Annotated in this window: 20 protein-coding genes; 5 read left to right on the plus strand and 15 right to left on the minus strand. The window is 65.4% G+C overall.

All coding sequences use genetic code 11. The annotated features are described in order from the left end of the window. Positions 1 to 226 precede the first annotated feature (226 nt). The 4 genes from FQ775_RS15125 (at position 227) to FQ775_RS15140 (ending at position 6,041) form a co-directional block, all read left to right on the plus strand. Positions 227 to 598, plus strand: a complete 372-nt coding sequence (locus tag FQ775_RS15125) for a phasin family protein (protein ID WP_146300002.1) — start codon at positions 227 to 229, stop codon at positions 596 to 598. Between the two features lie 8 nt (positions 599 to 606). After that, positions 607 to 1,455: a glucose 1-dehydrogenase gene (locus tag FQ775_RS15130; protein ID WP_167813001.1), complete on the plus strand. Its 849-nt coding sequence runs from the start codon at positions 607 to 609 to the stop codon at positions 1,453 to 1,455. Between the two features lie 96 nt (positions 1,456 to 1,551). After that, a complete protein-coding gene (locus tag FQ775_RS15135; protein ID WP_246730147.1) occupies positions 1,552 to 3,303 on the plus strand; it encodes a PHA/PHB synthase family protein in 1,752 nt (583 codons plus the stop codon). Between the two features lie 65 nt (positions 3,304 to 3,368). Beyond that, the gene (locus FQ775_RS15140) at positions 3,369 to 6,041 is read left to right on the plus strand and encodes a cation-translocating P-type ATPase (RefSeq protein ID WP_146300004.1); all 2,673 of its coding nucleotides are present in this window, start codon (positions 3,369 to 3,371) and stop codon (positions 6,039 to 6,041) included. A 93-nt stretch (positions 6,042 to 6,134) separates the two neighbouring features. On the opposite strand, the gene FQ775_RS15145 is transcribed toward FQ775_RS15140, so the two are convergent. From FQ775_RS15145 to FQ775_RS15155, 3 genes are all read right to left on the minus strand, one after another. Further along, positions 6,135 to 7,367 carry an aminomethyl transferase family protein gene (locus FQ775_RS15145; RefSeq protein ID WP_146300005.1) on the minus strand — a complete coding sequence of 411 codons (1,233 nt, stop codon included), beginning with the start codon at positions 7,365 to 7,367 and terminating at the stop codon, positions 6,135 to 6,137. Positions 7,368 to 7,584: 217 nt separating this feature from the next. Then, positions 7,585 to 8,997 carry a 1-acyl-sn-glycerol-3-phosphate acyltransferase gene (locus tag FQ775_RS15150; protein WP_146300006.1) on the minus strand — a complete coding sequence of 471 codons (1,413 nt, stop codon included), beginning with the start codon at positions 8,995 to 8,997 and terminating at the stop codon, positions 7,585 to 7,587. Between the two features lie 254 nt (positions 8,998 to 9,251). Next, positions 9,252 to 9,953: a cupin domain-containing protein gene (locus tag FQ775_RS15155; RefSeq protein ID WP_349291481.1), complete on the minus strand. Its 702-nt coding sequence runs from the start codon at positions 9,951 to 9,953 to the stop codon at positions 9,252 to 9,254. Between FQ775_RS15155 and FQ775_RS15160 the strand changes: the two genes are divergently transcribed. Next, positions 9,907 to 10,398 (plus strand): DUF992 domain-containing protein, encoded by a 492-nt coding sequence (locus FQ775_RS15160; RefSeq protein ID WP_146300008.1) that lies wholly within the window; start codon positions 9,907 to 9,909, stop codon positions 10,396 to 10,398. The genes FQ775_RS15155 and FQ775_RS15160 overlap by 47 nt on opposite strands. On the opposite strand, the gene FQ775_RS15165 is transcribed toward FQ775_RS15160, so the two are convergent. The 12 genes from FQ775_RS15165 to FQ775_RS15220 all read right to left on the minus strand — a co-directional run bounded on the left by FQ775_RS15165 (position 10,384) and on the right by FQ775_RS15220 (position 24,138). Then, entirely contained in the window at positions 10,384 to 10,794 is a 411-nt protein-coding gene (locus FQ775_RS15165; RefSeq protein WP_146300009.1) for a hypothetical protein, read from the minus strand. The genes FQ775_RS15160 and FQ775_RS15165 overlap by 15 nt on opposite strands. 110 nt (positions 10,795 to 10,904) lie before the next feature. Further along, positions 10,905 to 12,302 (minus strand): NAD(P)(+) transhydrogenase (Re/Si-specific) subunit beta, encoded by a 1,398-nt coding sequence (locus FQ775_RS15170; protein WP_146300010.1) that lies wholly within the window; start codon positions 12,300 to 12,302, stop codon positions 10,905 to 10,907. A 10-nt stretch (positions 12,303 to 12,312) separates the two neighbouring features. Further along, positions 12,313 to 12,732 carry a proton-translocating transhydrogenase family protein gene (locus FQ775_RS15175; RefSeq protein ID WP_146300011.1) on the minus strand — a complete coding sequence of 140 codons (420 nt, stop codon included), beginning with the start codon at positions 12,730 to 12,732 and terminating at the stop codon, positions 12,313 to 12,315. Further along, on the minus strand, positions 12,732 to 14,006 hold the full coding sequence (locus tag FQ775_RS15180; RefSeq protein WP_146300012.1) for a Re/Si-specific NAD(P)(+) transhydrogenase subunit alpha: 1,275 nt from the start codon (positions 14,004 to 14,006) through the stop codon (positions 12,732 to 12,734). The genes FQ775_RS15175 and FQ775_RS15180 overlap by 1 nt, the downstream gene beginning before the upstream one ends. Before the next feature lie 67 nt (positions 14,007 to 14,073). After that, positions 14,074 to 14,301: an aa3-type cytochrome c oxidase subunit IV gene (locus tag FQ775_RS15185; protein WP_146300013.1), complete on the minus strand. Its 228-nt coding sequence runs from the start codon at positions 14,299 to 14,301 to the stop codon at positions 14,074 to 14,076. Positions 14,302 to 14,412: 111 nt separating this feature from the next. Next, positions 14,413 to 16,809, minus strand: a complete 2,397-nt coding sequence (locus tag FQ775_RS23790) for a vWA domain-containing protein (RefSeq protein ID WP_349291482.1) — start codon at positions 16,807 to 16,809, stop codon at positions 14,413 to 14,415. A 132-nt stretch (positions 16,810 to 16,941) separates the two neighbouring features. Beyond that, on the minus strand, positions 16,942 to 17,775 hold the full coding sequence (locus FQ775_RS15195) for an ABC transporter ATP-binding protein (RefSeq protein ID WP_146300014.1): 834 nt from the start codon (positions 17,773 to 17,775) through the stop codon (positions 16,942 to 16,944). Positions 17,776 to 17,842: 67 nt separating this feature from the next. Next, positions 17,843 to 19,138 carry an ABC transporter substrate-binding protein gene (locus FQ775_RS15200; protein WP_206064761.1) on the minus strand — a complete coding sequence of 432 codons (1,296 nt, stop codon included), beginning with the start codon at positions 19,136 to 19,138 and terminating at the stop codon, positions 17,843 to 17,845. Between the two features lie 78 nt (positions 19,139 to 19,216). Continuing rightward, complete coding sequence (locus FQ775_RS15205; RefSeq protein WP_146300016.1) at positions 19,217 to 20,293, minus strand: branched-chain amino acid ABC transporter permease; 1,077 nt, start codon at positions 20,291 to 20,293, stop codon at positions 19,217 to 19,219. A 6-nt stretch (positions 20,294 to 20,299) separates the two neighbouring features. Then, positions 20,300 to 21,301, minus strand: coding sequence for a branched-chain amino acid ABC transporter permease (locus FQ775_RS15210; protein ID WP_146300017.1), 1,002 nt, complete (start codon positions 21,299 to 21,301; stop codon positions 20,300 to 20,302). Between the two features lie 24 nt (positions 21,302 to 21,325). After that, a complete protein-coding gene (locus FQ775_RS15215) occupies positions 21,326 to 22,156 on the minus strand; it encodes an ABC transporter ATP-binding protein (protein WP_146300018.1) in 831 nt (276 codons plus the stop codon). Further along, on the minus strand, positions 22,153 to 24,138 hold the full coding sequence (locus FQ775_RS15220) for an AMP-dependent synthetase/ligase (RefSeq protein WP_146300019.1): 1,986 nt from the start codon (positions 24,136 to 24,138) through the stop codon (positions 22,153 to 22,155). Before FQ775_RS15220 ends, FQ775_RS15215 begins: the two co-directional genes overlap by 4 nt. Positions 24,139 to 24,312 lie beyond the last annotated feature (174 nt).

Genomic DNA, 24,312 nt, shown 5'->3' on the forward strand with positions numbered 1-24,312 from the left:
CCAGCCCGCCACAGGCGGCCGGCGCATGAGGCGCCGGAGGCAGCCCTCCGGGCATGAACTGCGTCTCGGCAGCGACTGTCTCATATGATTATCGGTCCGCGCTTTTGCGTGCTCTTTGATCAGGATCAACAAACCGCGGGGCCTGATGAGCTAGGCTTGAAAATAGGTCGTTGCATCAGGACGACTATCCTCGTGATCAGGAGCTTGCGCCATGCGGAGCAAGGAAATGTCTCCATCCCCCCGGGCAATGAACGCCGTTCCGATGTTCGGTCAGGCACAGAAACTCGCGGTTGCCGGTGCACGCCTTCAGGCCCACGGCTTCAAGGCGATGATGCGCTACCAGATCGAGATGCTCGATTTCCTGAAGCATCGCTTCGAACAGGACGTCAAGCTGGTCGACGACCTCGTTTCCAGCAGCGAATTCAATGACGCTTTCGACGTCTGCAGCGACTTCTTCCAGAACGCTGCGATCGAGTATTCGGAGGAGATGGGCAAGGTCGCCTCGATTGGCTCCAAGCTCGCCTCCGAAGCTGCAAGCCGTGTCCGCACGGAAACCGAATCCGTCATCGAGGATATGGCCGCAAAAACCGTCGCCTGACGGGCAGGATGGCGACGCGATCGGTAGGCCGGCGGGGCGTGACGCCTGCTCGCCGGTCGTGCTGCCGGGGAGTGGAGATACAAGCTGTGGCCTTGGTTGTGGGAAAGACCGCGCTGGTGACCGGTGCGGCGGCGGGAATTGGCCGAGCAACCGCAATATGCTTTGCCCGCGAGGGCGCACGGGTCTTGGTATCCGACCTGAATGCCGATGGCGGCGAAGAGACTGTTAGCCTGATCAGAAGCGGCGGTGGCGAGGCGACATTCGTAAAAGCGGACGTTTCCTTGGCGGCCGACGTGGCGGCACTGGTCGCGAAGACGCTGGAGACCTATGGGAAACTCGATTGTGCCTGCAACAATGCCGGTATCGAGGGAACGGTCGTGCCCCTTGTCGAACAGGCTGACGACAATTTCGATGCGATCATGGCCGTCAACGCCAGGGGCACGTTTCTGTGTCTCAAGGCGGAAATCACGGAGATGCTCAAATCGGGCGGCGGCGCGATCGTCAACCTCGCTTCGGTTGCCGGACTGATCGGCTTTCCCGGCCTCGCGCCTTATGTAGCCTCGAAACATGCCATCAACGGCCTGACCCGAAACGCGGCACTCGAATATGCCAGGCAAGGCATCCGGGTGAATGCCGTCTGCCCCGGCGGGATCGACACGCGCATGCTCGATTCACTGGCCGACCAGGCCAGCGGTGGCGCGCTCGACGCGCACCAGATGTTGGACCCACTGCATCCCATCGGCCGCATCGGAACGCCCGAGGAGGTCGCCGAAATGATCGTCTGGCTCTGTTCGTCGAGGGCTTCCTCCGTCACCGGCGCGATCATCCCCGTCGACGGCGGATACGTCAGCCAGTAGATCGCGGAGAACAGCATGCGCGCAATCACCGGACCGCGTCGGAAACGAAGACCGGCGCTCAGGCCCGCTGCGCCGACAGGGCGCAAGGTGGGACAAGTGCGTGCCCCCGACGTGCCCCCTGCGCAGTTGGCCGACGGGGCGAAAGTCTACCGCGAGGCGGATCGCCTCGTCCACGCGGCCGTCGGTGCGTGGACGCTCGGAATGTCGCCGGCCAGCCTTCTGCAGGCGTGGCAGGATTGGGCGCTGCATCTGGCCATTTCGCCCGGCAAGCAGCAGCAGATCATCGCCAAGGCCCTGGAGAAGACAGCCCGCCTGTCGGGCTTCCTTTCAACTTGCGCCGCCGAGCGGGGGCTCGGCCGTCCATGCATCTCGCCCCTGCCGCAGGATCGGCGTTTCGGCCATCAGGGATGGCGTGTCTTTCCCTTCAGCCTGTTTCAGCAGAGCTTTCTGCTCTGGCAGCAGTGGTGGCACAACGCGACGACCGGCGTGCCCGGCGTTTCCGCAAGGCACGAGCGGCTCGTGGAGTTCTACAGCCGGCAATGGCTCGACATGGTCGCGCCGTCAAACTTCGCGCTGACCAATCCGGAAATCCTCGAACGCGCCCTGCGCGATGGGGGCGCCAACTTTGTCATCGGCATCCAGAACCTGATCGAAGACCTTTCGCGCCAATGGTCCGGCGGACCTGATCCGGCCGCGGAGCGCTTCCGTCCTGGTCACGAAGTGGCCGCAACGCCCGGCGACGTGATCTTCCGCAACGACCTGATCGAACTCATCCGCTACCGGTCGACGGCCACGACGGTGCATCCCGAGCCCGTACTGCTCGCGCCGGCCTGGGTCATGAAATATTACATCCTCGACCTGTCGCCGGGAAATTCCCTGGTCAGGCACCTGCGGGACGAGGGTTTTCAAGTCTACTGCATCTCGTGGCGCAACCCCGGCCGGGCCCAGCGCGACCTGTCGCTTGAGGATTACAGGCAGTCGGGCGTGATGGCGGCGCTCGACGCCGTGGGCGAGGATGCCGGGCCAGGCCGGTTCCACGGCGTTGGCTATTGCCTTGGCGGCACGATGCTTTCGATTGCCGCAGCAGCCATGGCCCGTGACGGTGATACGCGGCTGAAGACGCTGTCGCTTCTGGCCGCACAGGTCGATTTCGACGAACCGGGCGAACTCGGCCTCTTCATCGACGAGAGCCAGCTCTCCATGCTGGAAGATATCATGTGGAGCGAGGGCTATCTCGACCAACACCGCATGGCGGGCGCGTTCCAGCTGCTGCGGTCGCAGGATCTGGTCTGGTCGCGCATCGTACGCGATTACCTGATGGGCGAACGCGCCGAAATGACCGACCTTATGGCCTGGAACGCCGACGCGACGCGCATGCCCTACCGCATGCATTCGCAATATCTGCGGCAGTTCTATCTCGACAACGACCTGTCCCAGGGCCGCTACAGGGTCGCCGGCAGGCCGGTTCACCTTGAAGACATCAAAGTGCCTGTCTTTGCCGTGGGAACCGAAACCGATCACGTCGCTCCCTGGCGATCGGTGTTCAAGCTGATGCACCTGCTCGACACCGATGTCGACTTCGTTCTCACCAATGGCGGCCACAATGCCGGGATCGTCGCCGCTCCGGGCCATCCGCGCCGTGCCTTCCGCCATCTCTGCTACCGCGAGGGCGGGCCGCATCCGTCGCCGGACGACTGGCTCGAAGGCGCTGGGACGCTACCCGGCTCATGGTGGCTCGCGTGGTTCGAATGGCTGAAGGCCCGCTCCGGGCAGCCTGGCGTGCCCCGAACGATCGCAGGCCGAGAGCCGCTCGCCGCCGCGCCCGGAACCTACGTATTCGACGCTTGACGGGTCAGTTCCCGTCTTGACGCACGTCAAGGCTGCAAGCACCGCAAAACGGGTAGGCGAAGGCCATGAACACGACCTTCGAGCCGCCATCCGGTCTCTGCGGGCTCAGCGAGGCCGAAGCGCGGGAAAGGCTGGACCGGTATGGCCAAAACGCGCTGCCGGAGCCACGGCCGCCCTCGATCCTGCGCGTCTTCCTGCGCCAGTTCCTGAGCCCGCTGATCTACATCCTGATTGCCGCGGCGCTGGTGTCGATCGCACTGAGCGACGTCAAGGACGCCTTTTTCATCGGAATAGTTCTTCTTCTGAACGGGATCATCGGGGCCACCCAGGAGTTCAGCGCAGGCCGCGCGGCGGCAGCCTTGCGTGGTCTCGAAGTTCCCCAGGCAACTGTCATCCGCGACGGCGTTCCGAGAGTGATAGACGCGCGTGTCCTCGTGCCTGGCGATCTCGTCCTGCTGGAAGCGGGCAGCAGGGTTCCGGCCGACATGCGCCTTGGCTCCGTGGAAGACCTGCAATGCGACGAGGCCTTGTTGACCGGCGAATCGCTTCCGGTTCGCAAGGATGCCGGCGCTGACGGGAGCGAAGGGCGGGCGACGGCTTTTGCCGGGACCATGGTCACGCGTGGACGCGGGATTGGCGAGGTAGTTGCGACCGGTCCGGCGACCAAGGTTGGTGGCATAGCCGCCCTCGTCGCAGCCCGGGATCTGTCGCGCCCGCCTCTGCTCATCCGCATGGAACGTTTCGCCCGCACCATCGCCCTTTCGGTCGGACTTGCCATGGTGGCGCTCGTCCTGATCGGACTGCTGCGTGATCTCGGTCTGCACCAGCTTTTCCTGTTGGCGGTGGGCCTGGCGGTCAGTGCGATCCCGGAGGGGCTGCCGGTTGCAATCTCGGTGACGCTTGCGATCGGCATGCGCCGTATGGCCGGTGTCAACGTGATCGTGCGCAACATGCCAGCGATCGAGGCGCTCGGTTCGTGTACGATGATCGCTACCGACAAGACAGGGACGTTGACGCTCAACGAACTGACGGTCACCGAGGTCCGTCTGCCGGACGGGACGATAGTGCTCTTCGAGGCTGGCCGAGATCTCGATGCCTGCGCTGTCCACTCGCCAACCGTCGCGACCCAGGCCGTCAGGGAGCGGATCGCGGATCTGCTGCGCGCGGCGGCATTGCCGAATGAGGGTCGACTGGTCCTGGACGGCGATGGCTGGCGCGGTGTTGGAGACACCGTCGATATCGCGCTGCTGTCGGCGGCACGAAAGGCAGGCCTGGCTCAGGAGGCCATCGCGCGCGATCATCCGCTTATCGCGCGCATTCCCTACGAGCCCGACCTGAAATATGCTGCTTCCTTTCACCATGGCGGCGACCGGGTGCGCACCTTCGTCAAGGGCGCACCGGAAACGTTGATCGCCATGGCCGACCGGATGGCGACGGCCACAGGAGCGATCGCCATCGACCGGGCTGTGCTCATGGCCCAGCAAGCGGACCTTGCCGGACGCGGCCTGCGCGTTCTGGCCTTCGCGGAAGGTGAGATCGAACCAGCAAGTCAGGAGGAACTGGGTCACCGGCATCTGGTCGACCTGGTCTTCCTCGGCCTGGCCGGCATGCACGATCCGCTGCGCGCCGAGGTGCCGGGCGCCGTCCAGGCATGCCGACGGGCCGGCATCGAGGTTGCCGTCGTCACGGGCGATGACCCGCGTACGGCCGCCGCCATCGCGCGCGAGGCAGGACTGACCTTCGACGACAGCCAGGTCGTCACGGGCGACAGCTTGCGCCAGGCGGAAGCGGAGGGAGACGATGCGCTCGATGCCCTGACCCGCCTTGCAAGCATATTCGCCCGGGTTGAACCGGCGCAGAAGCTCTCGATCGTCCTGTCGATGGCGCGCAACGGCCACTTCGTCGCCGTAACCGGTGACGGCGCAAACGATGCGCCCGCGCTCAAACATGCGCATGTGGGTGTTGCGATGGGCAAGCGCGGGACCGACATCGCAAGGGAAAGCGCCGACATCATCCTGACCGACGACAATTTTGCCTCGATTGTCGCCGGTATCCGCGAGGGCCGAGTCTCTTATGCAAACATCCGCAAGGTTGTTTTCATGACAGTCTCGACCGGTGCCGCGGAAGTGCTGCTGTTCCTTCTCGCACTGCCATTCGGCCTGCCGATGCCGCTCATGCCCCTGCAACTCTTGTGGCTCAACCTGGTGACCAATGGCATTCAGGATGTGGCGCTGGCAGCCGAAGGGGCTGAAGGCGACGAACTCGACCGCCCGCCGCGCGCTCCGAAGGAGCCAATCTTCAACGGTGTCATGATGCGCAGGCTTGCCATCTCCACGCTTGTGATGGGCGGCGGCGGTTTTGTTGCGTTCTGGTGGCTGCTCAACCTCGGCCGTTCCGAGTTCGAGGCGCGCAATATCGTTCTGCTGCTGATCGTGCTGTTCGAGAATTTCCAGACCCTCAATGCGCGATCGGAAAACCACTCGGTATTCCGCCTGGACCTTGCGGCAAACCCGCTCCTCGTCAGCGGCATCGTGGCCGCCCAGGCCCTACATGTCGCGGCGATGCATGTTCCGGTCATGGCCGAAACGCTTGACCTTGCACCGGTGGCGCTTGCCGACTGGCTGGTCCTGTTGTCGCTGGCCGCATCGATCTTCCTTGCGGTGGAGTTCGACAAATGGCTTTCTCGACGCGCGGCGATTGCGGGCGACTCTGATGAAGTCGCAGGGAACACAAGCTGACAGGCGATCGGCATTGAGGCCCGCTTATCCGTGTGGGCGACAGACGCGTCGTGCCGGGCGCCCCGGCTACTGGCTACCGTTGGGCGACCGCAATCAGGCCCCAGGCCGGCCAGGCTGGCCGATCTCCCCTCCCCTCGGAACGTCCGGGATATCCACCAGCCTGCCACGGGGAATTTCCCCTTTCGGGTCATACATCGGCAGGGCGCAGGTCTCCGCCGGGCGGACCTTGTCATCCTGGCACGCGACGTCGAGGACCGTCCCCGGTCCGAGGTCAGGATCATCGAGCCGCACGATCGCAACGCCGCATTGCTGGAACGGCGACCAGGCCGTCGAGCACACGCGACCGGCGAGGACACCGTCCCTGCTCAGACTGTCGCCAAGCCGCGCCACGCCCCCGGGAACGCGCATGCCCCAGGTCCGATTCCTCCGATCGCAGTTCTGCAGGGCAGCCTTTCCGATGAAGTCCGGCTTGTCCAGGTCGACCATGGCGCCCAGGCCCGCTGCGAAGGGGGTTACGGTCTCGTCGAAATCCGACCCGGCATTGAGCAGCCCGGCCTCGATCCGCCGCGCTCCGCCTACCGCGACCGGTCTCATCCCGCAAGGTCTGCCCGCCTCGAGAATACGCTCGCCCACTGCGCGCGCATCGGTATCCGGCTCGAGATAGACTTCCCACCCCAGCTCGTTGGTGAAGCCCGAGCGGGTGACGACAACCTCCTGTCCGGCGATGGTTACCCGTGCGGCATCAAAGTAGCGGAACGGGTCAGGATAGGCTCCATCAACGGCAGCTGCCAGGATCTTGAGCGAGTCGGGACCCTGCACCTGGCTGATCCAGACGTCCGGGTCAAGGATGTCGACGTCCATGCCCCGGCCATGCGCCTTCAGCCAGTCCGAAAGGTCGCCGTCCGCCTGTCCATACCAGTACCGGTCGTCGGCCAGGCGGACGAGCACCCCGTCCAGGATCATGCCGCCATCGTCATAGCAGGCGAACTGGTAGCTGCATCGCCCGACACGGACCTTGGCGACGTCGCGGGTGAAAACGAGGTTCAACAGCCTTTCTGCGTCCGGTCCGCGGACCTCGACGGGCAATTCGCCGGTATGACGCAGGATCGCCTGGCGGCGGAGCTTCCAGTATGCGTCGTCGGCCGATCCGTTGGACATCACCAGCGCGGTAAGCCTGCGGTTGTAGATCGTATATTGCGGGTCGTATGGGATTTCCTGATAGACGAGCGGATGCGGTGCCATCGTGCGGCCGAATTCACTCGCGTGGGCGTTCCTGCCGGCCATTGGCAAGACAACAAAACGGACATCGTCCCGCGGAATTGACATGCTCCCTTCCCATGACTCGTTCGCCGTTTTCACACCGCCGACGCCGCTTCGACTGCCGAAGGAGCCCCGGCGCGGTTTCTCCGAAGTCGGGCGCCTGAAGAGGCTCACACGGCGAGGGGCACCGAGTCCAGCGTTCGGGAGCTCGACAGGCATTTCCGGTGCCACCGGCGCACGAACGGAACGCCATCGGCTCCAATGAGGAGGAGCAGCCGGATGCTCACTTCAGCAGGTGCGCGATGGAGTTGGCGTAGTAGGTCAGGAGCAGGCGTTCGTCCGGGTTGGCGCGGTAGAGCCATTCGTCGTTCATCACCACCATGTGGCGCAGGGTGAGCATTCTGAGGCCGGCGCCGACGGCATAGTCGCGGTCGGCGCGCGGAATATGGACGTGGGCCCCCTCGCCTTCCAGCCTTTCGATGAGTCCGAAGACCGCCGACTTGAGCTCGAACTCGCTCATCCAGCGCTCGCCGCTCTCCAGGAACACATGCGAGGCGAGCGCCACCGGCAGCGCCGGCACGATGGCCGCGATAGCTTCGATCAGATCGTCGCCGAGCTTTTCGATGCCAACGAACAGGGCCTCGCGGTCGGCGGTGGTGAAGTCGACCTGCTCGCGCTTCTGCCAGTGGGCAAGCGAGACGGGCTTGCCAAAACTGACGCAGGCATAACCGAAACGGTAGAGCCGGCCCTGCAGGCGCAGCCTGACGAGGTTCCAGACGAAACCCGCCAGCGCCGGCAGGCGCACCCGGAAATCGCGGCCCGAGATTTCCTTCTCGGCGCCGGCGGTGAGCACCCGGTCCTCGATCACGCGGTCATAGTTGAGCCCGACCGGCACGAAGACGACATCGCGCGAGGCGCGCGGATCGAAGCCGGCGACCATGTAGGAAAGCAGCCCGAGCCGCGGCTCGCGCAGCCGGCCGTCGCGGCTGAGGCCGCCTTCGGGGAAGACGGCCTGGGTGACGCCTTCCTGGGTGGCCATCGCCACATAGCGTCCGAGCACCTTGCGGTAGAGTTCGTCGCCGGAATTGCGGCGCACGAAATAGGCGCCCATGGAGCGGATCAGGTTCTGCAAGAGCCACACCCGCGCCCATTCGCCGACCGCATAGGAGAGCGAGGCGCGGCTGGAGGCCATGTAGGTGACGAGCACATAGTCCATGTTGGAGCGGTGGTTCATGACGAAGACCACGGTCGCCTGCGGGTCTATTGCCTTCAGCGCGTCGTCGTCGACATAACCGAGCCGCACCCGGTAGACGAACTCCGACAGCCGCCTTGCGGCCCGGATGCCGAAGCCGAAATAGGTGGTGACGGAAAAGGCCGGCACGATCTCGCGCGCGTAACGCTCGGCCCGCTTCATCACCACGGCGCGCGGCGTGCCGCTGGCCTTGGCCTCGGCGTCGACCGCCTCCACCACCTTCGGATCGTAGATCAGCCGGTCGACCAGTGTCTGGCGCCTGGTCAGCCGGAACGGCTCGATGCGCATGTCGAGCCGCTGGTTGAGCTCGTCGATCGCCTGGTTGAAGCGGCGGCGGAAGAACCAGCGCACCGAGGGCGCGAAGACGCGGTCGACGATGCCTATGGCGGCAAAGACCACCAGCAGCGCGACCAGCCAGAACGGCAGCGCGACGGCGCCGGTCATGTCGTGCAATGCGGGCGGCCCGCTGCAGGCATTTCGCTCCCCCACCATCTCTTTCGCGGACGGTCAGGCGAGGGTTTCGCAATCGGGCGGCCATGGCAAGGGCTGTTGTTGCGGAGTTGTTGGCTCCGGACGCGGGCGCCTTTTGGCCCGGCGGTCCGGGCTGGTCCCTGTCCCGACTGCTCGTGAACCGTCACGGGGCCTGCGGCTGCGGCTTCCTCACGCCGATATCCGGCATGCGCAGTTCGAGAGTCCTGTCAGGCAGGGAACTCCAGGCGGTGTTCCGAACAGAAGCGTGCGATGCTCTCGTAACTGACTTCGAGGCCGTATTTGGCGTCAAGTGCTTCAGCAGCCTCTCCCGCCATCGCCTCCGGGTCTCCTGCAATCTCTCTGAACATTTCCTCGAAGCCGGCAGGGGAGATGAGCTCAAGCAGCCGGCACTCCTCCTCGCCGGGGTTCCAGAAGGTGTGCCACTCACCCCTCGGCTTGAAGACAAAATCCCCCGGGCCCGCCTCGAGCGTACGGTCTCCCAATTGCGCTCCCATCCGCCCGCTGAGCACGAAGCTGTACTCGTCCTCCCGGGAGTGGCGGTGGAGCGGGGCAGCGAGCGTCCGTGGCGGTACCCAGTGCTCGAGTACCGATACCCGCCCCCCGGACGCTGCCCCCGTCAGAAGGTAACGGGCTCCCAAACTTCCGAGATCGAACGACTCGCCGTGTTTTGGGCCGAGTACCGGCGTCGCCATGCGCATAGCCATTGCTCCATGCACCACCATTCCGTGCGGGAAACCATATCTCGCCCCGTCATGAAAGAAAATCGAGGTATTGCTGCTGGCCGGTCGCGCGGGCGCGGGAACCAATCGGGCGGTCCGGCCGTTCCGTTCCCGCCCGTCAACCAGCAAAGGTACCGGTATCATGAAAATCGCGAAGATCGCCGCGGCAGTCGCCGTCACGGCCGGCATCGCCACCGCCTCGTTGCCCGCCCACGCCCAGGACGTGGAACTCGGCCTGTTGGAATGCGTCGTCGAGGGCGGCGCCGGCTTCATCTTCGGCTCCTCCAAGGATCTGTCGTGCGAATTCACGCCCGCCGACGACAGCCTGCCCAAGGAGGCCTATTTCGGCGTCATCAACAAATACGGCATCGACGTCGGCGTGACCGGGACGACCATCATCGCCTGGGTCGTCTTCGCGGCCGCCGACGATTTCGCCTACGAGCGGGGCGCGCTCTCCGGCGATTATGTCGGGGCCTCGGCCGAGGCCAGCGTGGCGGCCGGCGGCGGCGTCAATGTCATGATCGGCGGCTCCGACGACGCGATATCGCTGCAGCCGGTCTCCGTGCAGGCGCAGGAAGGCGTCAACGCCGCCGTCGGCATCGCCGAGCTGCAGTTGCGCTCAAGCGCCGACTGACAGGCGTTCGCGAATGTGCGGCGAGCGGTAGAGATAGAGCGTGATCACGGCATATTCGACATATTCCAGCGCCATCTGCGCGAAGCGCGCGGAATGTTCGAGAATGAAGAATGTCTGCCAGGCGCAGATCGCGGCCATCACGACGTACCAGCCTACCATCGCACGCCGCAGACCGGCCCAGCGGCTGGCATAGCCGACAAGGTATGTCACCGCGGCCGCGGCCACGACGGTCCATTGCAGCAGCAGCATGGTGCCGGAAAAGAGCGGATTGCTGAGGCGGGGCCAGGGCGGCACAGGCCATGCCAGCTCGGCAAAACCGACCAGCGCCCAGACAAGCAGCCCGGCATGAACGACGACAAGCAGGGCGGCGATCGCACGGTCGGCGAATCTCGGCACGTTCGTTCCTCCCTATCGCGAAAAGGGCCGGGTCGTCCCGATCGACGTCATGTCCGCAAAAGCGAAACCCGGCGCCAGGCCGGGTTTCAGGAAGACAAAGCGACCGGATCTTAGTGGTCCATCGCCTTGACGATCTCTTCGGTCATCTTCTTGGCGTCGCCCAGGAGCATCATGGTACCGTCCTTGTAGAACAGCGTGTTGTCGATGCCGGCATAGCCGGAGCCGAGCGAGCGCTTGACGAACAGGCAGGTGCGCGCCTTGTCGACGTCGAGGATCGGCATGCCGTAGATGGGACTCGACTTGTCGTCGCGCGCCGACGGGTTGGTGACGTCGTTGGCGCCGATGACATAGGCGACGTCGGCCTGTGCGAACTCCGAATTGATGTCCTCGAGCTCGAACACCTCGTCATAGGGCACGTTGGCCTCGGCGAGCAGCACGTTCATGTGGCCCGGCATGCGGCCCGCCACCGGGTGGATGGCGTATTTGACCTCGACGCCGGCCGCCTTGAGCTTGTCGGCCATCTCGCGCAGCGCATGCTGGGCCTGGGCGACAGCCATGCCGTAGCCGGGCACGATGATGACCTTCTGGGCATTGGCCATCAGGTAGGCCGCGTCGTCGGCCGAGCCCTGCTTGACGGTGCGCTCGACGCCGTCGTCGGCCACCGCTGCGGTCTCGCCGCCGAAGCCGCCGAGGATGACCGAGATGAAGGACCGGTTCATGCCCTTGCACATGATGTAGCTGAGGATCGCGCCCGACGAGCCGACCAGCGCGCCGGTGATGATCAGCGCCAGATTGCCGAGCGTGAAGCCGATGCCGGCCGCCGCCCAGCCGGAATAGGAGTTGAGCATCGACACCACGACCGGCATGTCGGCGCCGCCGATCGGGATGATGATCAGGACGCCGAGGGCCAGCGACAGGATGACGATCAGCCAGAAGATGGTGGTCGACTGCGTCGTCACCAGCATGATGATCAAGACGACCAGCGCGATGCCGATGGCCGCGTTCACGAAGTGCCGCATCGGCAGCATGATCGGCTTGCCCGACATGCGCCCGTCGAGCTTCAGGAAGGCGATGATGGAGCCGGTGAAGGTGATGGCGCCGATGGCGACGCCGAGGCTCATCTCGACCAGCGCCTGGGCGTGCACGTCGCCGAAGGTGCCGATGCCGAAGCTTTCCGGCGAATAGAGCGCGGCGGCCGCCACCATGACGGCGGCGAGGCCGACCAGCGAGTGGAAGGCGGCGACCAGTTGCGGCATCGCCGTCATGGCGATGCGCCGCGCGATATAGGCGCCGACGCCGCCGCCGGCGGCGATGCCGACGACGATCAGCACCAGCCCGCCGAAGGACGGCGTGGCCAGCGCCAGCGTCGTGATGATGGCGATCGCCATGCCGACCATGCCGTAATAGTTTCCCTGACGGCTGGTGGTCGGATGCGACAGCCCGCGCAGCGCCATGATGAACAGGACGCCGGAGACGAGGTAGAGGAAGGAAGCGAGGTTCACGCTCATCGGATGGGCCTCACTTCTCTTTTTTCTTGTACATGGCGAGCATGCGCTGGGTGACGAGGAAACCGCCGAAGATGTTGACCGAGGCCAGCACCAGCGCGACGAAGCCGAAGCCGGTGGCAAGGCCCGAGGCCGAGATGCCGACGGCGAGCAGCGCGCCGACCACGATGACCGAGGAGATGGCGTTGGTGACCGACATCAGCGGCGTGTGCAGCGCCGGCGTCACCGACCAGACCACGTAATAACCGACGAATATCGCCAGCACGAAAATGGCGAAGCGGAACAGGAACGGGTCGACGGCGCCGCCGGTCGCGGCATGCGCGATGTTGCCGGCCGCATCCGCCGCGCCGTCGGCTTCCTGAAGCGCGAGGCGCGCGGCAGCCGAGGCCTGGTCGAGCTGGTCGAGGGCCTGTTCGAGTGCGGTCTTTTCCATCAGGCGTCTCCCTCCGGCTTGGCGCCGCTGGCAGGTTTCTTCGCGGCCGTCCGTTTTGCCGCCGGCTTCGCGGCCGCGCTCTTGCGGGCGCGGGGCGCCGCGGGAGCCTTCGCTGCCGGCTTTTTCGCCGCAGGCGCGGCTGCGGCCGCATCGGCGAAGTTGGCATGCACGACGGCGCCGTCATGGGTGAGCAGCGTTGCCTTGACCAGTTCGTCCTCGCGGTCGATGGCGAAGCTCTTCTTTTCCTTGTCGACCATGGTCTCGATGAAGGCGTAGAGGTTCTTGGCGTAAAGCAGCGAGGCCGAGGAAGCGACGCGTCCGGGCACGTTGAGATGGCCGACGATCTTCACGTCATTGGCGGTGGTGACGATCTTGCCGGCCACCGCGCCCTCGACATTGCCGCCGCGCTCGACGGCAAGGTCGACGATCACCGAGCCGGCGCGCATCGACTTGACCATCTCGGCCGACACCAGCCGCGGCGCCGGGCGGCCAGGGATCAGCGCCGTGGTGATGACGATGTCCTGCTTGGCGATGTGGTCGGCGACGAGTTCGGCCTGCGCCTTCTTCTCCGCGTCGGTGAGCTCGCGGGCATAACCGCCCTCGCCCGAGGCGTCCTTGAGCGCGTCGGTCATGATGAACTTGGCGCCGAGCGAGGCGACCTGCTCGCCGGCGGCGGCGCGCACGTCGGTCGCGGTGACCACGGCGCCGAGGCGGCGCGCGGTCGCGATCGCCTGCAGGCCGGCAACGCCGGCACCCATGACGAAGACTTTGGCCGCCGGCACGGTGCCGGCTGCCGTCATCATCATCGGCAGCGCGCGGTCATATTCGGCCGCCGCGTCGATGACGGCGCGGTAGCCGGCAAGATTCGCCTGGCTCGACAACACGTCCATCGACTGCGCGCGGGTGATGCGCGGCATGAACTCCATGGCGAAGGCGGAGACGCCGGCCTTGCCCATCGCGGCGATCTCGGCCTCGTTGCCGTAAGGGTCCATGGCGGCAAACACCGCCGCGCCCTTCCTGTAGGATTTGAGCTCGGACGGCGACGGGCGCCGCACCTTGAGCACGATGTCGGCCTTCGAAATGTCGGAGGCCTTGCCGATGGTCGCGCCGGCCGAGGCGAAATCCGCGTCGGGAATGCGCGAGGCGGAACCCGCGCCCTTCTCCACGATCACGTCGAAGCCCAGCCCCGCGAAACGCTTGACCGTTTCCGGCGAGGCCGCGACGCGACCCTCGGTCGCATCGGATTCACTGGGCACGAAGATTGTCTGTCCCACCGCTCACTCCCTTTCCGGCTGGAACCCGTTCTTGTCCGGGCCGGTCAATCGCCGGCCCGCCCTCCGCCTAGCGCAGGATGTACGCCGCTAGGCCGGTGACCAGCAGGAACAGAACGGTGGATGCGATGAAGCCGCCGCCGGCGAAGAAGCCGAACGCCATGGCGATGAGCAGCGCGGCGCAGACGATGGAGCCGTATTTCGTCAGCATCAGGAAGAGCGAATAGGTCTTCTCGTGCTCCGAATAATCCATGTCGGCGCCGGTTTCGACCGGCCCGGTCGGCGTATTGTCGGCCATGTGCAAACCCCGTTGGCAAACCTCTGCTGCGCACATAGCGAAAAGCCGGGGCAAGGGCAATGGCGCGCCCGCCACGCGGATCGTCGCAGCCTTCGGCGATGCGTCCTGCAGCTACTCGACGACGATCGGGGTCTCGAACAGGACCACGCGGCTGCCGGTGTTGAAATAGCGCAGCAGGTAGGAGCCGGGCTCCTTCGGCGCCCTCATCTTCACCGTCCTGCCGTCATAGTCGCCATTGATGAGCCGCGTCGCCGCAAGCACCTGGCCCTTGCCGGCGCGGGCCTCGGGGTCGAACACCTCGATCGCGTCGCGCGCCGCGCCCGGCCCGACCCATGAGGCCTCGAAGAACTGCCCGGCCGGCACCGTCGACGGCGCGTCGAGCGCCACCTCCATCGGCTCGACCGTGATCGGACGCTCGGCCAGCACCTTGCGGCTGTCGCCGTTGAAGTAGCGCAGCACATAATCGCCCGGGATGGCCGGCACGACGAGCCTGACGGTGCGCGCGTCCATGTCGCCATTGAGGATACGCTGGCTCACCCGCACCTCGCCCTGCCCGGCCTTTGCCGCGGGATCGAAAAGCTCGATCGCGTCGCGCGTCGCGCCGGGGCCTTCCCAGCCGATCTCGATCGTGTGGGCGATCAGCGCCGTGTCCGGCGCCGTCAGCCCGACGGCGATTTCCTCGATCGTGATCGCCCGTGTCGCCAGCACGGCGGAATTCTCGCCATTGTAATAGCGGAGCTGGTAATCGCCGGTGCTCGCCGGCGCATTGAGGCGTACGGTATGGGCCTCCATGTCGCCATTGATGATGCGGGCCGAGGCGACGACCTCGCCATCGCCTGCGCGCGCCTGCGGGTTGAAGAGCTGGATCGCGTCGCGGCGCGCACCCGGACCCGTCCATTTGACGGTGAAGGCACGGCCCATGCCGACCGCCTCGGGCGCCTCGAGCGCGACCTCGGCCTCGACCACGGTCAGCGGGCGCGTCGCCAGCACGGCGCGGTTTTCGCCATTATAGTAGCGTAACTGGTAAGGACCGGGCCTGGCCGGCGCGTGAAGGTCGACGGTGCGGGCGTCCATGTCGCCATTCACGATGCGGCGCGATTCGATCACCTTGCCGTCGCCCGCATTCGCTTGCGGGTCGAAGATCTCGATCGCGTCGCGGCGCGCCCCGGGTCCGGTCCAGCCTACGGTGAAGCGAACGGCGATCGGCACCTCGTGCGGCGCGTCGAGCGCAACCTCGGCGTCGAGGACCTCGATCTCGCGTGTGGCCAGCACCTCGCGGCCGTCGCCGCTGAAATATTGCAGCCGGTAGAAGCCGGGCTCGGCCGGCGCCACCAGCGACACCTTGCGGTTGTCGAAATCGTCGTTGACGAGGCGCTTCGAGCGCAGCACGGGATTGGTGCCGTCAGGCTTGCCCGGATCGACGATCTGGATCACGTCGCGCCGCGCGCCGGGACCGACCCATTCGACGACGAAGGTTTTCGACAGGCCGACGGTCGCAGGCGCGGCAAGCGAGACCGGCGCCTCCACGACCTCGACCGGGCGGGTGGCGAGCACCTCGTTGCCTTCGCCCCACCAGTAGCGCAACTGGTAGGTGCCGGGACGCACCGGCGCCAGCAACGTCACCGTTTGCTCGTCGAGGTCGCCATTGACGATGCGCCGCGAAGCGACGATGCGGCCCTCGCCGCCGCGCGCCTCCGAATCGAAGATTTGCACCGCGTCGCGGCGGTAGGCGGGGCCATCCCAGATGACGGTCAGCGGCCGGCCGATCTCGACGCTGTCGTCGGCGGCAAGCCACGCCTCGGGAAGCTCGGCCGGCTCCGGGGCCGGTGTCTCTTCGGCCGGCGCTTCCGGCTCCGCCGCCTCGGCGATTTCGGTCAGCGGCTGGTCGAGTGCCTCGGTGAGCTGGCCGGCATCCTCGGCCGGCAGGTAGAGGCCGCCGGTTTCCTCGGCGAGGCAGGCGACCTGCCGCCCTTCCTCGGCGGAGAGGCCGAAGCCGACGACATGGGTGGTGAAATCGACCCCGGAGGCCTCCAGTTCGCGGCCCAGCGCGCAAGGGTCGGCATTGCAGGTCTCGATGCCGTCGGTGATCAGAACGACGGTGGCCTTCTCCTCGGTGTATTTCAACGCTTCCGCGGCAATGCGCACCGAATCCGAGAGCGGCGTCTTGCCGAGCGGGCTCAACCCGTCGGCGGCGGCGGCGATGGCGCCGGATGTGCCGGCGCCGGGTTCGACCAAGAGCTCGATATCGTCGCACTGCCCCTTGCGGCGATGGCCATAGGCGATCATGCCGAGCTCGACCTCACCGGGCAGGCGGCCGAGCACATCCTTCAACACGGTGCGGGCAATGGTGATCTTCGGCTCCTCGCCAATACGGCCCCACATCGAGCCGGACGCGTCGAGCACGATGATGGCCCGTTCGGCGGCCTGTGCCACCGTCGCGGCCGCCGCCATCGTCAGCGTCGTGAACGCCGCCAAAAAGACCTGCCGCAGGAAATTGCCGTGTCGCACTCGCCTGTCCTCCACCCTGGTTCGACCAGCGGGCATTAGAGACGGCAGGCTTACGTGAGGTCAACCGCCCCGGCACATGGCGTTGGGGAACAGGCGCGCCGCGTTTGTTGCGGCGCTGGCCCGCTCAAGGGTTCAGGCGAGCCAGCGCTTGCGGCGCTTGTAGTGCTTGACGTTCTTGAACGAGCGCCGGCCTTCGCCGCCGACGCCAAGATAGAATTCCTTGACGTCCTCGTTCTCGCGCAGCGCCTTGGCTTCGCCGTCCATCACCACGCGGCCGGATTCGAGGATGTAGCCATATTTGGCGTAGCGCAGCGCGATGTTGGTGTTCTGCTCCGCGAGCAGGATCGACACGCCCTGCTCCTCGTTGAGCTTCTTGACGATCTCGAAGATTTCCTCGACCAGCTGCGGGGCGAGGCCCATCGAGGGTTCGTCTAGCAGGATCATCTTCGGCCGCGACATCAGCGCCCGGCCGATCGCCGTCATCTGCTGTTCGCCGCCCGAGGTGTAGCCGGCCATGGAGCCGCGGCGCTCCTTCAGGCGCGGAAAGTAGCCATAGACCATGTCGAGGTCGCGCTTGACGTTGGCGGCTCCGTCACGGCGCGTGAAGGCGCCGGTCATCAGGTTTTCCTCGATGGTCAGGTGGCCGAAGCAATGGCGGCCTTCCATGACCTGGATGCAGCCGCGCCTGACGAGATCGCTGGGCGAGGAGGATTCGATGCGTTCGCCGTCGAATTCGATGGTGCCCTTGGTGACCTCGCCGCGCTCGGCCCGGAGCAGGTTGGAGATCGCCTTCAGGGTGGTGGTCTTGCCGGCACCGTTGGCGCCGAGCAGCGCCACGATGCCGCCGCGCGGCACCGACAGCGACACGCCCTTGAGCACGAGGATGACGTGATTGTAGATCACCTCGACATTGTTGACCGCAAGGATGGTCTCGGCCTCGTCCCGGGCCAGCGCCGCGTCCGTCATCATGCTTTCCCGCAGGTTGTCGCAAAAGGAACCCCGGCGGCCGGAACCGCCGGGGCAAAGCTTCACATCAGGAGGCGCAGTCGCGCGGCGTGATGTTGTTTTCCTTGGCGTAGGCCTCGGAATCTTCCTTGATCAGCGCGTCGACCACTTCGCGGTCGGCTTCCATGAAGTCGGTCACGAGCGACCAGGTCTTCGTCTCGGCGTTCCACTGCTGGATGGCGCCGAGGCCGGGACCGCCATGGTTGGAGCAGGTCACCTTGATCGTGGGCGCATAGCCCGGCAGGCCGAGTTCGGCCCAGCGGGCCTCGTCGATGACGCTGTTCTCCATGCCGTCGCGCATCTGGGCAGGGGTGATGTCCTTGGTGTCGTGCATCTCCTGCGCCTTGCGGATCGCCTCGGCCACGGTGATCGCCGCGTACATGCCGCGGTTGTAGAGCACCTCGCCGACATGGCTGCCGTCGCCCGCCGCCTTGCCGGCGTCAACGACATGCTTCTTAAGGTCGTCGAAGAGCGGGAAGTCGGTGCCCGGAGCGTGGAACGCGATCGCCTTGTAGCCGTCCGCACCGGCGCCGGCGGGGACGACGTCGTTCTCGGAGCCGGACCACCACACGCCGATGAAATGATCCATCGGATAGCGGATGTTGGCGGCTTCCTGGACGGCGACCTGGTTCATGACGCCCCAGCCCCACATGATGACATAGTCGGGACGGTCACGCCGGATCTGCAGCCATTGCGACTTCTGCTCCTGGCCCGGATGATCGACCGGAAGCAGGGTCAGCTCGTAGCCGTGCTTCTTGGCCAGTTCCTCGAGCGTGCGGATCGGCTCCTTGCCGTAGGCCGAGTTGTGGTAGACCAGCGCCAGCTTCTTGCCGTTGAGGTCGCCACCTTCCTGGTCGCTGATGTGCTTGACGATGATCGAGGCCGCGTCCCAGTAGGTGCCCGGATAGTTGAAGATCCACTCGAACACCGAGCCGTCTGCCGCCGACGTGCGGCCGTAGCCCATCGAATGCACCGGGATGCCGTCGGCCGTCGCCTTGGGGATCAGCTGATAGGTGATGCCGGTCGACAGCGGGTGATAGACGAGCGCGCCCTGACCCTTGGTCGATTCGTAGCACTCGACGCCCTTTTCGGTGTTGTAGCCGGTTTCGCACTCGACCACGTTCACCTTGACGCCGTTGATGCCGCCGTCACGCTCGTTGAGAAGCGTGAAATAGTCGGCGAAGCCGTCGGCATAGGGAATGCCGTTGGGCGCGTAAGGCCCGGTGCGGTAGCTCAGGCTCGGCACCATCAGGTCGGCAAGCGCCGGCCCGACGACGAGCGCGGAAAGCACCGCGGTTGCTGCAGCCAGTTTTGTCAGTCTCATCTGCAAGTACCTCCCATAGTGAAACAGACGATTTGTGCGGCCCGGTTTCGCGGGGCCGATACGCCCGACCTTGCCCCGTCAATACGGGAATGGCCAGAGCCGGAGTTTCTCCTTGGTTAGCCGCCAGAGCTGCGCCAGCCCGTGCGGCTCGACGATCAGGAAGAAGATGATCAGTCCGCCGACCGTCATGATCTCCAGATGCGCGGCAAGATCGGTCGACCAGCCGAGCCAGCCCACCATAATGTTCTTCAGCAACACCGGAAAGACGACGATGAAGGCGGCGCCGAGGAACGAGCCTAGGATCGAGCCAAGGCCGCCGATGATGATCATGAACAGCGCGTCGAACGACTTGTCGATGCTGAACGCCTCGGTGACCTCGGCCGCGCCGAGATAGACGGCGAAGAACATCGCCCCGCCCATGCCGACATAGAAGGACGAGATCGCGAAGGCCGAAAGCTTGGCCGAGAACGGCGAGATGCCCATGATCTGCGCGGCGATGTCCATGTCGCGCATGGCCATCCAGCTGCGCCCGAGCCGGCCCCGGGTCAGATTGCGCGCCACCCAGGCGAAGACGAACACGAAGCTGAGACACAGGAGATAGGTCGCCCAGGGCGGGGCGTTCGGCCCGGTGACGGCGACGCCGAACAGGAACCGTTCCGGCGCGGTGATCTGGCCGGAGGCGGAGTAGTTGTAGAACCAGCCGAACTTGTTGAAGAACCAGACCAGGAAGAACTGCGCCGCGAGCGTGGCGACCGCCAGGTAGAACCCCTTGATCCGGAGCGACGGCAGCCCGAACAGCATGCCGACGCCGGCGGTGACGAAGCCCGACATCACGATGATGGCGATGATGTTGAGGTCCGGGAAGGCAGTGGTGAGCTTGTAGCAGGCAAACGCGCCGACCGCCATGAAACCGCCGGTGCCGAGCGACACCTGCCCGCAATAGCCGGTCAGGATGTTGAGGCCGATGGCGATCATCGACCAGACCAGGAACGGGATGATGATCGACTTTTCCCAATAGTCGTTGATCAGGAACGGCACGATCAGGAAGCAGCCCGCGACAAACACCCAGAACAGCAGCCGCTCGCCCCGGATCGGGAAGGTCTGCATGTCGGCGACATAGGTCGACTTGAAGTCACCCGCCTCACGGTAGAGCATGGCGCGTCAAACCCTCTCGATGATCTTTTCGCCGAACAGGCCCTGCGGCCTGATCAGCAGGAAGCCCAGCGCGACCACATAGGCGAACCAGTTCTCGATGGCGCCGCCGACCAGCGGGCCGATATAGAGTTCGGCCAGCTTCTCGCCGACGCCGATGATCAGCCCGCCGACGATGGCGCCCGGGATCGAGGTGAAGCCGCCGAGGATCAGCACCGGCAGCGCCTTGAGCGCGATCAGCGACAGCGAGAACTGCACACCAGACTTGGCGCCCCACATGATGCCGGCGACCAGCGCCACGAAGCCGGCGATCGACCACACGATCACCCAGATGTTGCGCAGCGAGATACCGACCGACATGGCGGCCTGGTGGTCGTCGGCGACCGCGCGCAGCGCGCGCCCGGTGGCCGTGTATTGCGAAAACAGCATCAGCACCGTCACCAGCACCACGGCGACGAGCGCAGCGACAACGTCGAGCTTGTCGATATACATGCCGAAATAGTCGGAGCCCTCGGTCGCCCATTCGCGCGTCACGTCCTCGAGCCAGAACGAGCCGCCGGACGGAATGCCGATGTCGAGCGTCTTGATGTCGGCGCCCCACATCAGGTCGCCGAAACCCTCGAGGAAATAGGCCAGCCCGATCGTCGCCATGAACAGGATGATCGGCTCCTGATTGACGAGGTGCTTCAGCACCAGCTTCTCGAACAGATAGGCGAAGGCAACCATGACGGCGAGCGTGCCGACGATCGCGACGAAGGCCGGCAGCGTCCAGCCGAAATGGTGGATGTCGGTGCCGAAGATGGCGTTGATCAGGTGCGCGAACGGCACCTGCCCGGTCTGCAGCCCGACCAGCGTCAGGGCGGCGAACAGCGCCATCACGCCCTGCGAGAAGTTGAAGATGCCGGACGCCTTGAAGATCAGCACGAAGCCGAGCGCGACCAGCGAATACATGACACCGGTCATCAGGCCGTTGAGGACCGTTTCGAGGAAGTACAGAAAGCCGGGGCTCATGCGGCAGCGATCTCCTGGCGGGGCCTATTCATGCGGAACGCCGAGATAGGCGTCGATGACGTCCTGGTTCTTCGAGACTTCGTCCGGCGTGCCGTCACCGATCTTGCGGCCGTAGTCGAGCACGACGACGCGATCGGAAATGTCCATGACGACGCCCATGTCGTGCTCGATCAGCGCGATCGTGGTGCCGAACTGGCTGTTCACGTCGAGGATGAAGCGGCTCATGTCCTCCTTCTCCTCGAGGTTCATGCCGGCCATCGGCTCGTCGAGCAGCAGCAGCGAGGGTTCGGCGGCGAGCGCGCGGCCAAGCTCGACCCGCTTCTGCAGGCCGTATGGCAGCCGCCCGACCGGCACCTTGCGAATATGCTGGATCTCGAGGAAGTCTATGATCTCCTCGACGCGCTGGCGGTGGGCGATCTCCTCGCGCACCGCGGGGCCGAACCACAGCGCCTGCGAGAAGATGTTGCTCGTCTGCAGCGTGATGCGGCCGGTCATGATGTTGTCGAGCGTCGTCATGCCCTTGAAGAGCGCGATGTTCTGGAAGGTGCGCGCGATGCCCTGACGGGCAGCATCGGTGGTGCGCATGGCGCGCCGCTCGACGCCGCGGAAGGTGATCGTGCCCTCCTGCGGCGTGTAGAAGCCGTTGATGACGTTCAGCATCGACGTCTTGCCGGCGCCATTGGGGCCGATGATCGCCCTGATCTCGCCCTTCAGGATGTCGAAGGAGATGTCGGTGATCGCCTTCACGCCGCCAAAACGCAGCGAGACGTTGTTGACCTCAAGCAGCACGTCGCCCTTGGCGATGCCGTCATCGGCATGGACCTGGAGGTCGCGCGGATCGACTGCCCGGTTCATTCGGCCGCCTCCTGCATGGGCTTTGCGTCGAGGCCGTAGACCGGCGTGTCGACGATCTTCACCGTCGCGCGCAGCTTGCCCTTGCGGCCGTCCTCGAAGGTGACCTCGGTCTCGACATACTTCTCGGTGGAGCCGTCATAAAGCGCCTCGATCAGCTCGCCATAGCGTTCGCCAATGAAGGAGCGGCGCACCTTCTGGGTGCGGGTCAATTCGCCGTCGTCGGCGTCGAGTTCCTTGTGCAAGACCAGGAAGCGCCTGATCTGCGAGGCCTTCATCAATTCTTCCTCGGCGAGCGACCGGTTCACCTCTTCGACATGGGCCGCCATGGTCTTGTGGACCTCGGGATGGTTGGCGAGTTCCTGGTAGGAGGCGTAGGAAACGTTGTTGCGTTCGGCCCAGCTGCCGACCGACTCCAGGTCGATATTGATGAACACGGCGCAGAAGTCGCGGCCGTCGCCGAAGGCCACGACCTCCTTCACGTCGGGATAGAACTTCAGCTTGTTCTCGATGTATTTCGGCGCGAACAGGGCGCCGGAGCGCAGCTTGCCGACATCCTTGGCGCGGTCGATGATCTTGAGGTGGCCCTCGGCGTCGAACAGGCCGGCATCACCCGTGTGCACCCAGCCGTCCTCGGTCTTGGTGGCGCGGGTCGCCTCGTCGTTCTTGTAGTAGCCGACGAAGACGCCGTCGGAGCGGTACATGACCTCGCCGCTCTCGGCGATCCTGACCTCGACGCCCGGCGACGGCAGGCCGACCGTGTCGGCCCTGATCTTTCCGTCGGGCTGCGCGGTGATATAGACGCAGGCTTCTGTCTGGCCGTAGAGCTGCTTCAGGTTGAGGCCGAGCGCGCGATAGAAGCGGAAGAGCTCCGGCCCGATCGCCTCGCCCGCCGTGTAGCCGACCCGCATGCGCGACAGGCCCATGCGGTTCTTGAGCGGCGCGTAAACCAAAACCTCGCCCAGCGCGTATTTGATGCGGTCCCAGAGCCCGACGCTCTCGCCGTCGAGGATCGGCTCGCCGACCTTGCGGGCAAGCTCGATGAAATAGTCGAACATGCGTTTCTTGAGCGGGCCCGCATCTTCCATGCGCACCATGATCGCAGTCAGCAGTCCCTCGAACACGCGCGGCGGCGCGAAGAAATAGGTCGGCGCGATCTCGCGGCGGTCTTCCGTCACCGTATCCGGGCTTTCCGGGCAGCTGACGCAATAGCCGGCGGTGTAGGACTGCGAATAGGAAAAAACGTGGTCGCCGACCCAGGCGAGCGGCAGATAGGCGATCGTCGTTTCATTGACGTCGAGCTTGTCGAACGAATTGCCGTGCAGCGCCGAGGTCACGAGATTGCGGTTCGACAGCATCACGCCCTTGGGGCGGCCGGTGGTGCCGGACGTGTAGAGCATGATGCCGAGATCGTCGCCCTTGCCGGCATCGACCGATGCCTGCCAGCGCGTCGCGGCCTCCGGCGATGAGGCCAGCATTGCAAGCCCCTTCTCGCGCAGATCGGCATAGGGATGCAGGCGCGAATGGTCGTAGTCGCGCAGGCCGCGCGGCTCGTCATAGACGACATGGGTGAGGCTGGGCACCTTCTCGGCGATGCCGAGCAGCTTGTCGACCTGCTCCTGGTCCTGGACGATGGCGAACTTCACCTCGGCGTGGTCGAGGACATAGGCCATCTCCTCAGCGACCGAATCAGCATAGACCGGCACCGGCACGCCGCCGAGCGACTGGATCGAGGCGAAGGACCAGTAGAGCCGCGGCCGGTTGGCGCCAACCACGGCGACCTTGTCGCCGCGACCGATGCCGATCGCTTCCAGCCCGAGCGCCAGCGCACGAACCTCATCGAGCTGTTCCTTCCAGGTCCAGCTCTGCCAGATGCCGTAGTCCTTGTGCCGCATGGCCGGCCGATCGCCGAACCGTTCGGCGTTCAAGAGCAGGTACTTCGGAAACGTATCAAGCGTCCTGTCGGCGTCGGCCGCAGCAACCATTTCCCATCATCCTCCCGAACCCCGCCTTGTTTCTGCGGTTGGTTCACTTTTTATCGCGCGGGTAGAGCCGCCGCGCAAGTTCGCCCTCGGTTTCTTGCCGGACCCGCCATCCTCGCCTTGGCGAAAGCGGACCGGATATCAGCTAGTTGGCGCCAGATTCCCACGAACAGCCGG

Source organism: Nitratireductor mangrovi, assembly GCF_007922615.2.
Lineage (GTDB): Bacteria > Pseudomonadota > Alphaproteobacteria > Rhizobiales > Rhizobiaceae > Mangrovimarina > Mangrovimarina mangrovi.

Coding starts and splice junctions, on each gene's coding strand:
- FQ775_RS15125 (WP_146300002.1), top strand. CDS start 227: ATGTCTCCATCCCCCCGGGCAATGAACGCCGTTCCGATGTTCGGTCAG.
- FQ775_RS15130 (WP_167813001.1), top strand. CDS start 607: ATGGCGACGCGATCGGTAGGCCGGCGGGGCGTGACGCCTGCTCGCCGG.
- FQ775_RS15140 (WP_146300004.1), top strand. CDS start 3,369: ATGAACACGACCTTCGAGCCGCCATCCGGTCTCTGCGGGCTCAGCGAG.
- FQ775_RS15145 (WP_146300005.1), bottom strand. CDS start 7,367: ATGTCAATTCCGCGGGACGATGTCCGTTTTGTTGTCTTGCCAATGGCC.
- FQ775_RS15150 (WP_146300006.1), bottom strand. CDS start 8,997: ATGACCGGCGCCGTCGCGCTGCCGTTCTGGCTGGTCGCGCTGCTGGTG.
- FQ775_RS15160 (WP_146300008.1), top strand. CDS start 9,907: ATGAAAATCGCGAAGATCGCCGCGGCAGTCGCCGTCACGGCCGGCATC.
- FQ775_RS15155 (WP_349291481.1), bottom strand. CDS start 9,953: ATGCCGGCCGTGACGGCGACTGCCGCGGCGATCTTCGCGATTTTCATG.
- FQ775_RS15170 (WP_146300010.1), bottom strand. CDS start 12,302: ATGAGCGTGAACCTCGCTTCCTTCCTCTACCTCGTCTCCGGCGTCCTG.
- FQ775_RS15175 (WP_146300011.1), bottom strand. CDS start 12,732: ATGGAAAAGACCGCACTCGAACAGGCCCTCGACCAGCTCGACCAGGCC.
- FQ775_RS15185 (WP_146300013.1), bottom strand. CDS start 14,301: ATGGCCGACAATACGCCGACCGGGCCGGTCGAAACCGGCGCCGACATG.
- FQ775_RS15195 (WP_146300014.1), bottom strand. CDS start 17,775: ATGACGGACGCGGCGCTGGCCCGGGACGAGGCCGAGACCATCCTTGCG.
- FQ775_RS15200 (WP_206064761.1), bottom strand. CDS start 19,138: ATGAGACTGACAAAACTGGCTGCAGCAACCGCGGTGCTTTCCGCGCTC.
- FQ775_RS15205 (WP_146300016.1), bottom strand. CDS start 20,293: ATGCTCTACCGTGAGGCGGGTGACTTCAAGTCGACCTATGTCGCCGAC.
- FQ775_RS15210 (WP_146300017.1), bottom strand. CDS start 21,301: ATGAGCCCCGGCTTTCTGTACTTCCTCGAAACGGTCCTCAACGGCCTG.
- FQ775_RS15215 (WP_146300018.1), bottom strand. CDS start 22,156: ATGAACCGGGCAGTCGATCCGCGCGACCTCCAGGTCCATGCCGATGAC.
- FQ775_RS15220 (WP_146300019.1), bottom strand. CDS start 24,138: ATGGTTGCTGCGGCCGACGCCGACAGGACGCTTGATACGTTTCCGAAG.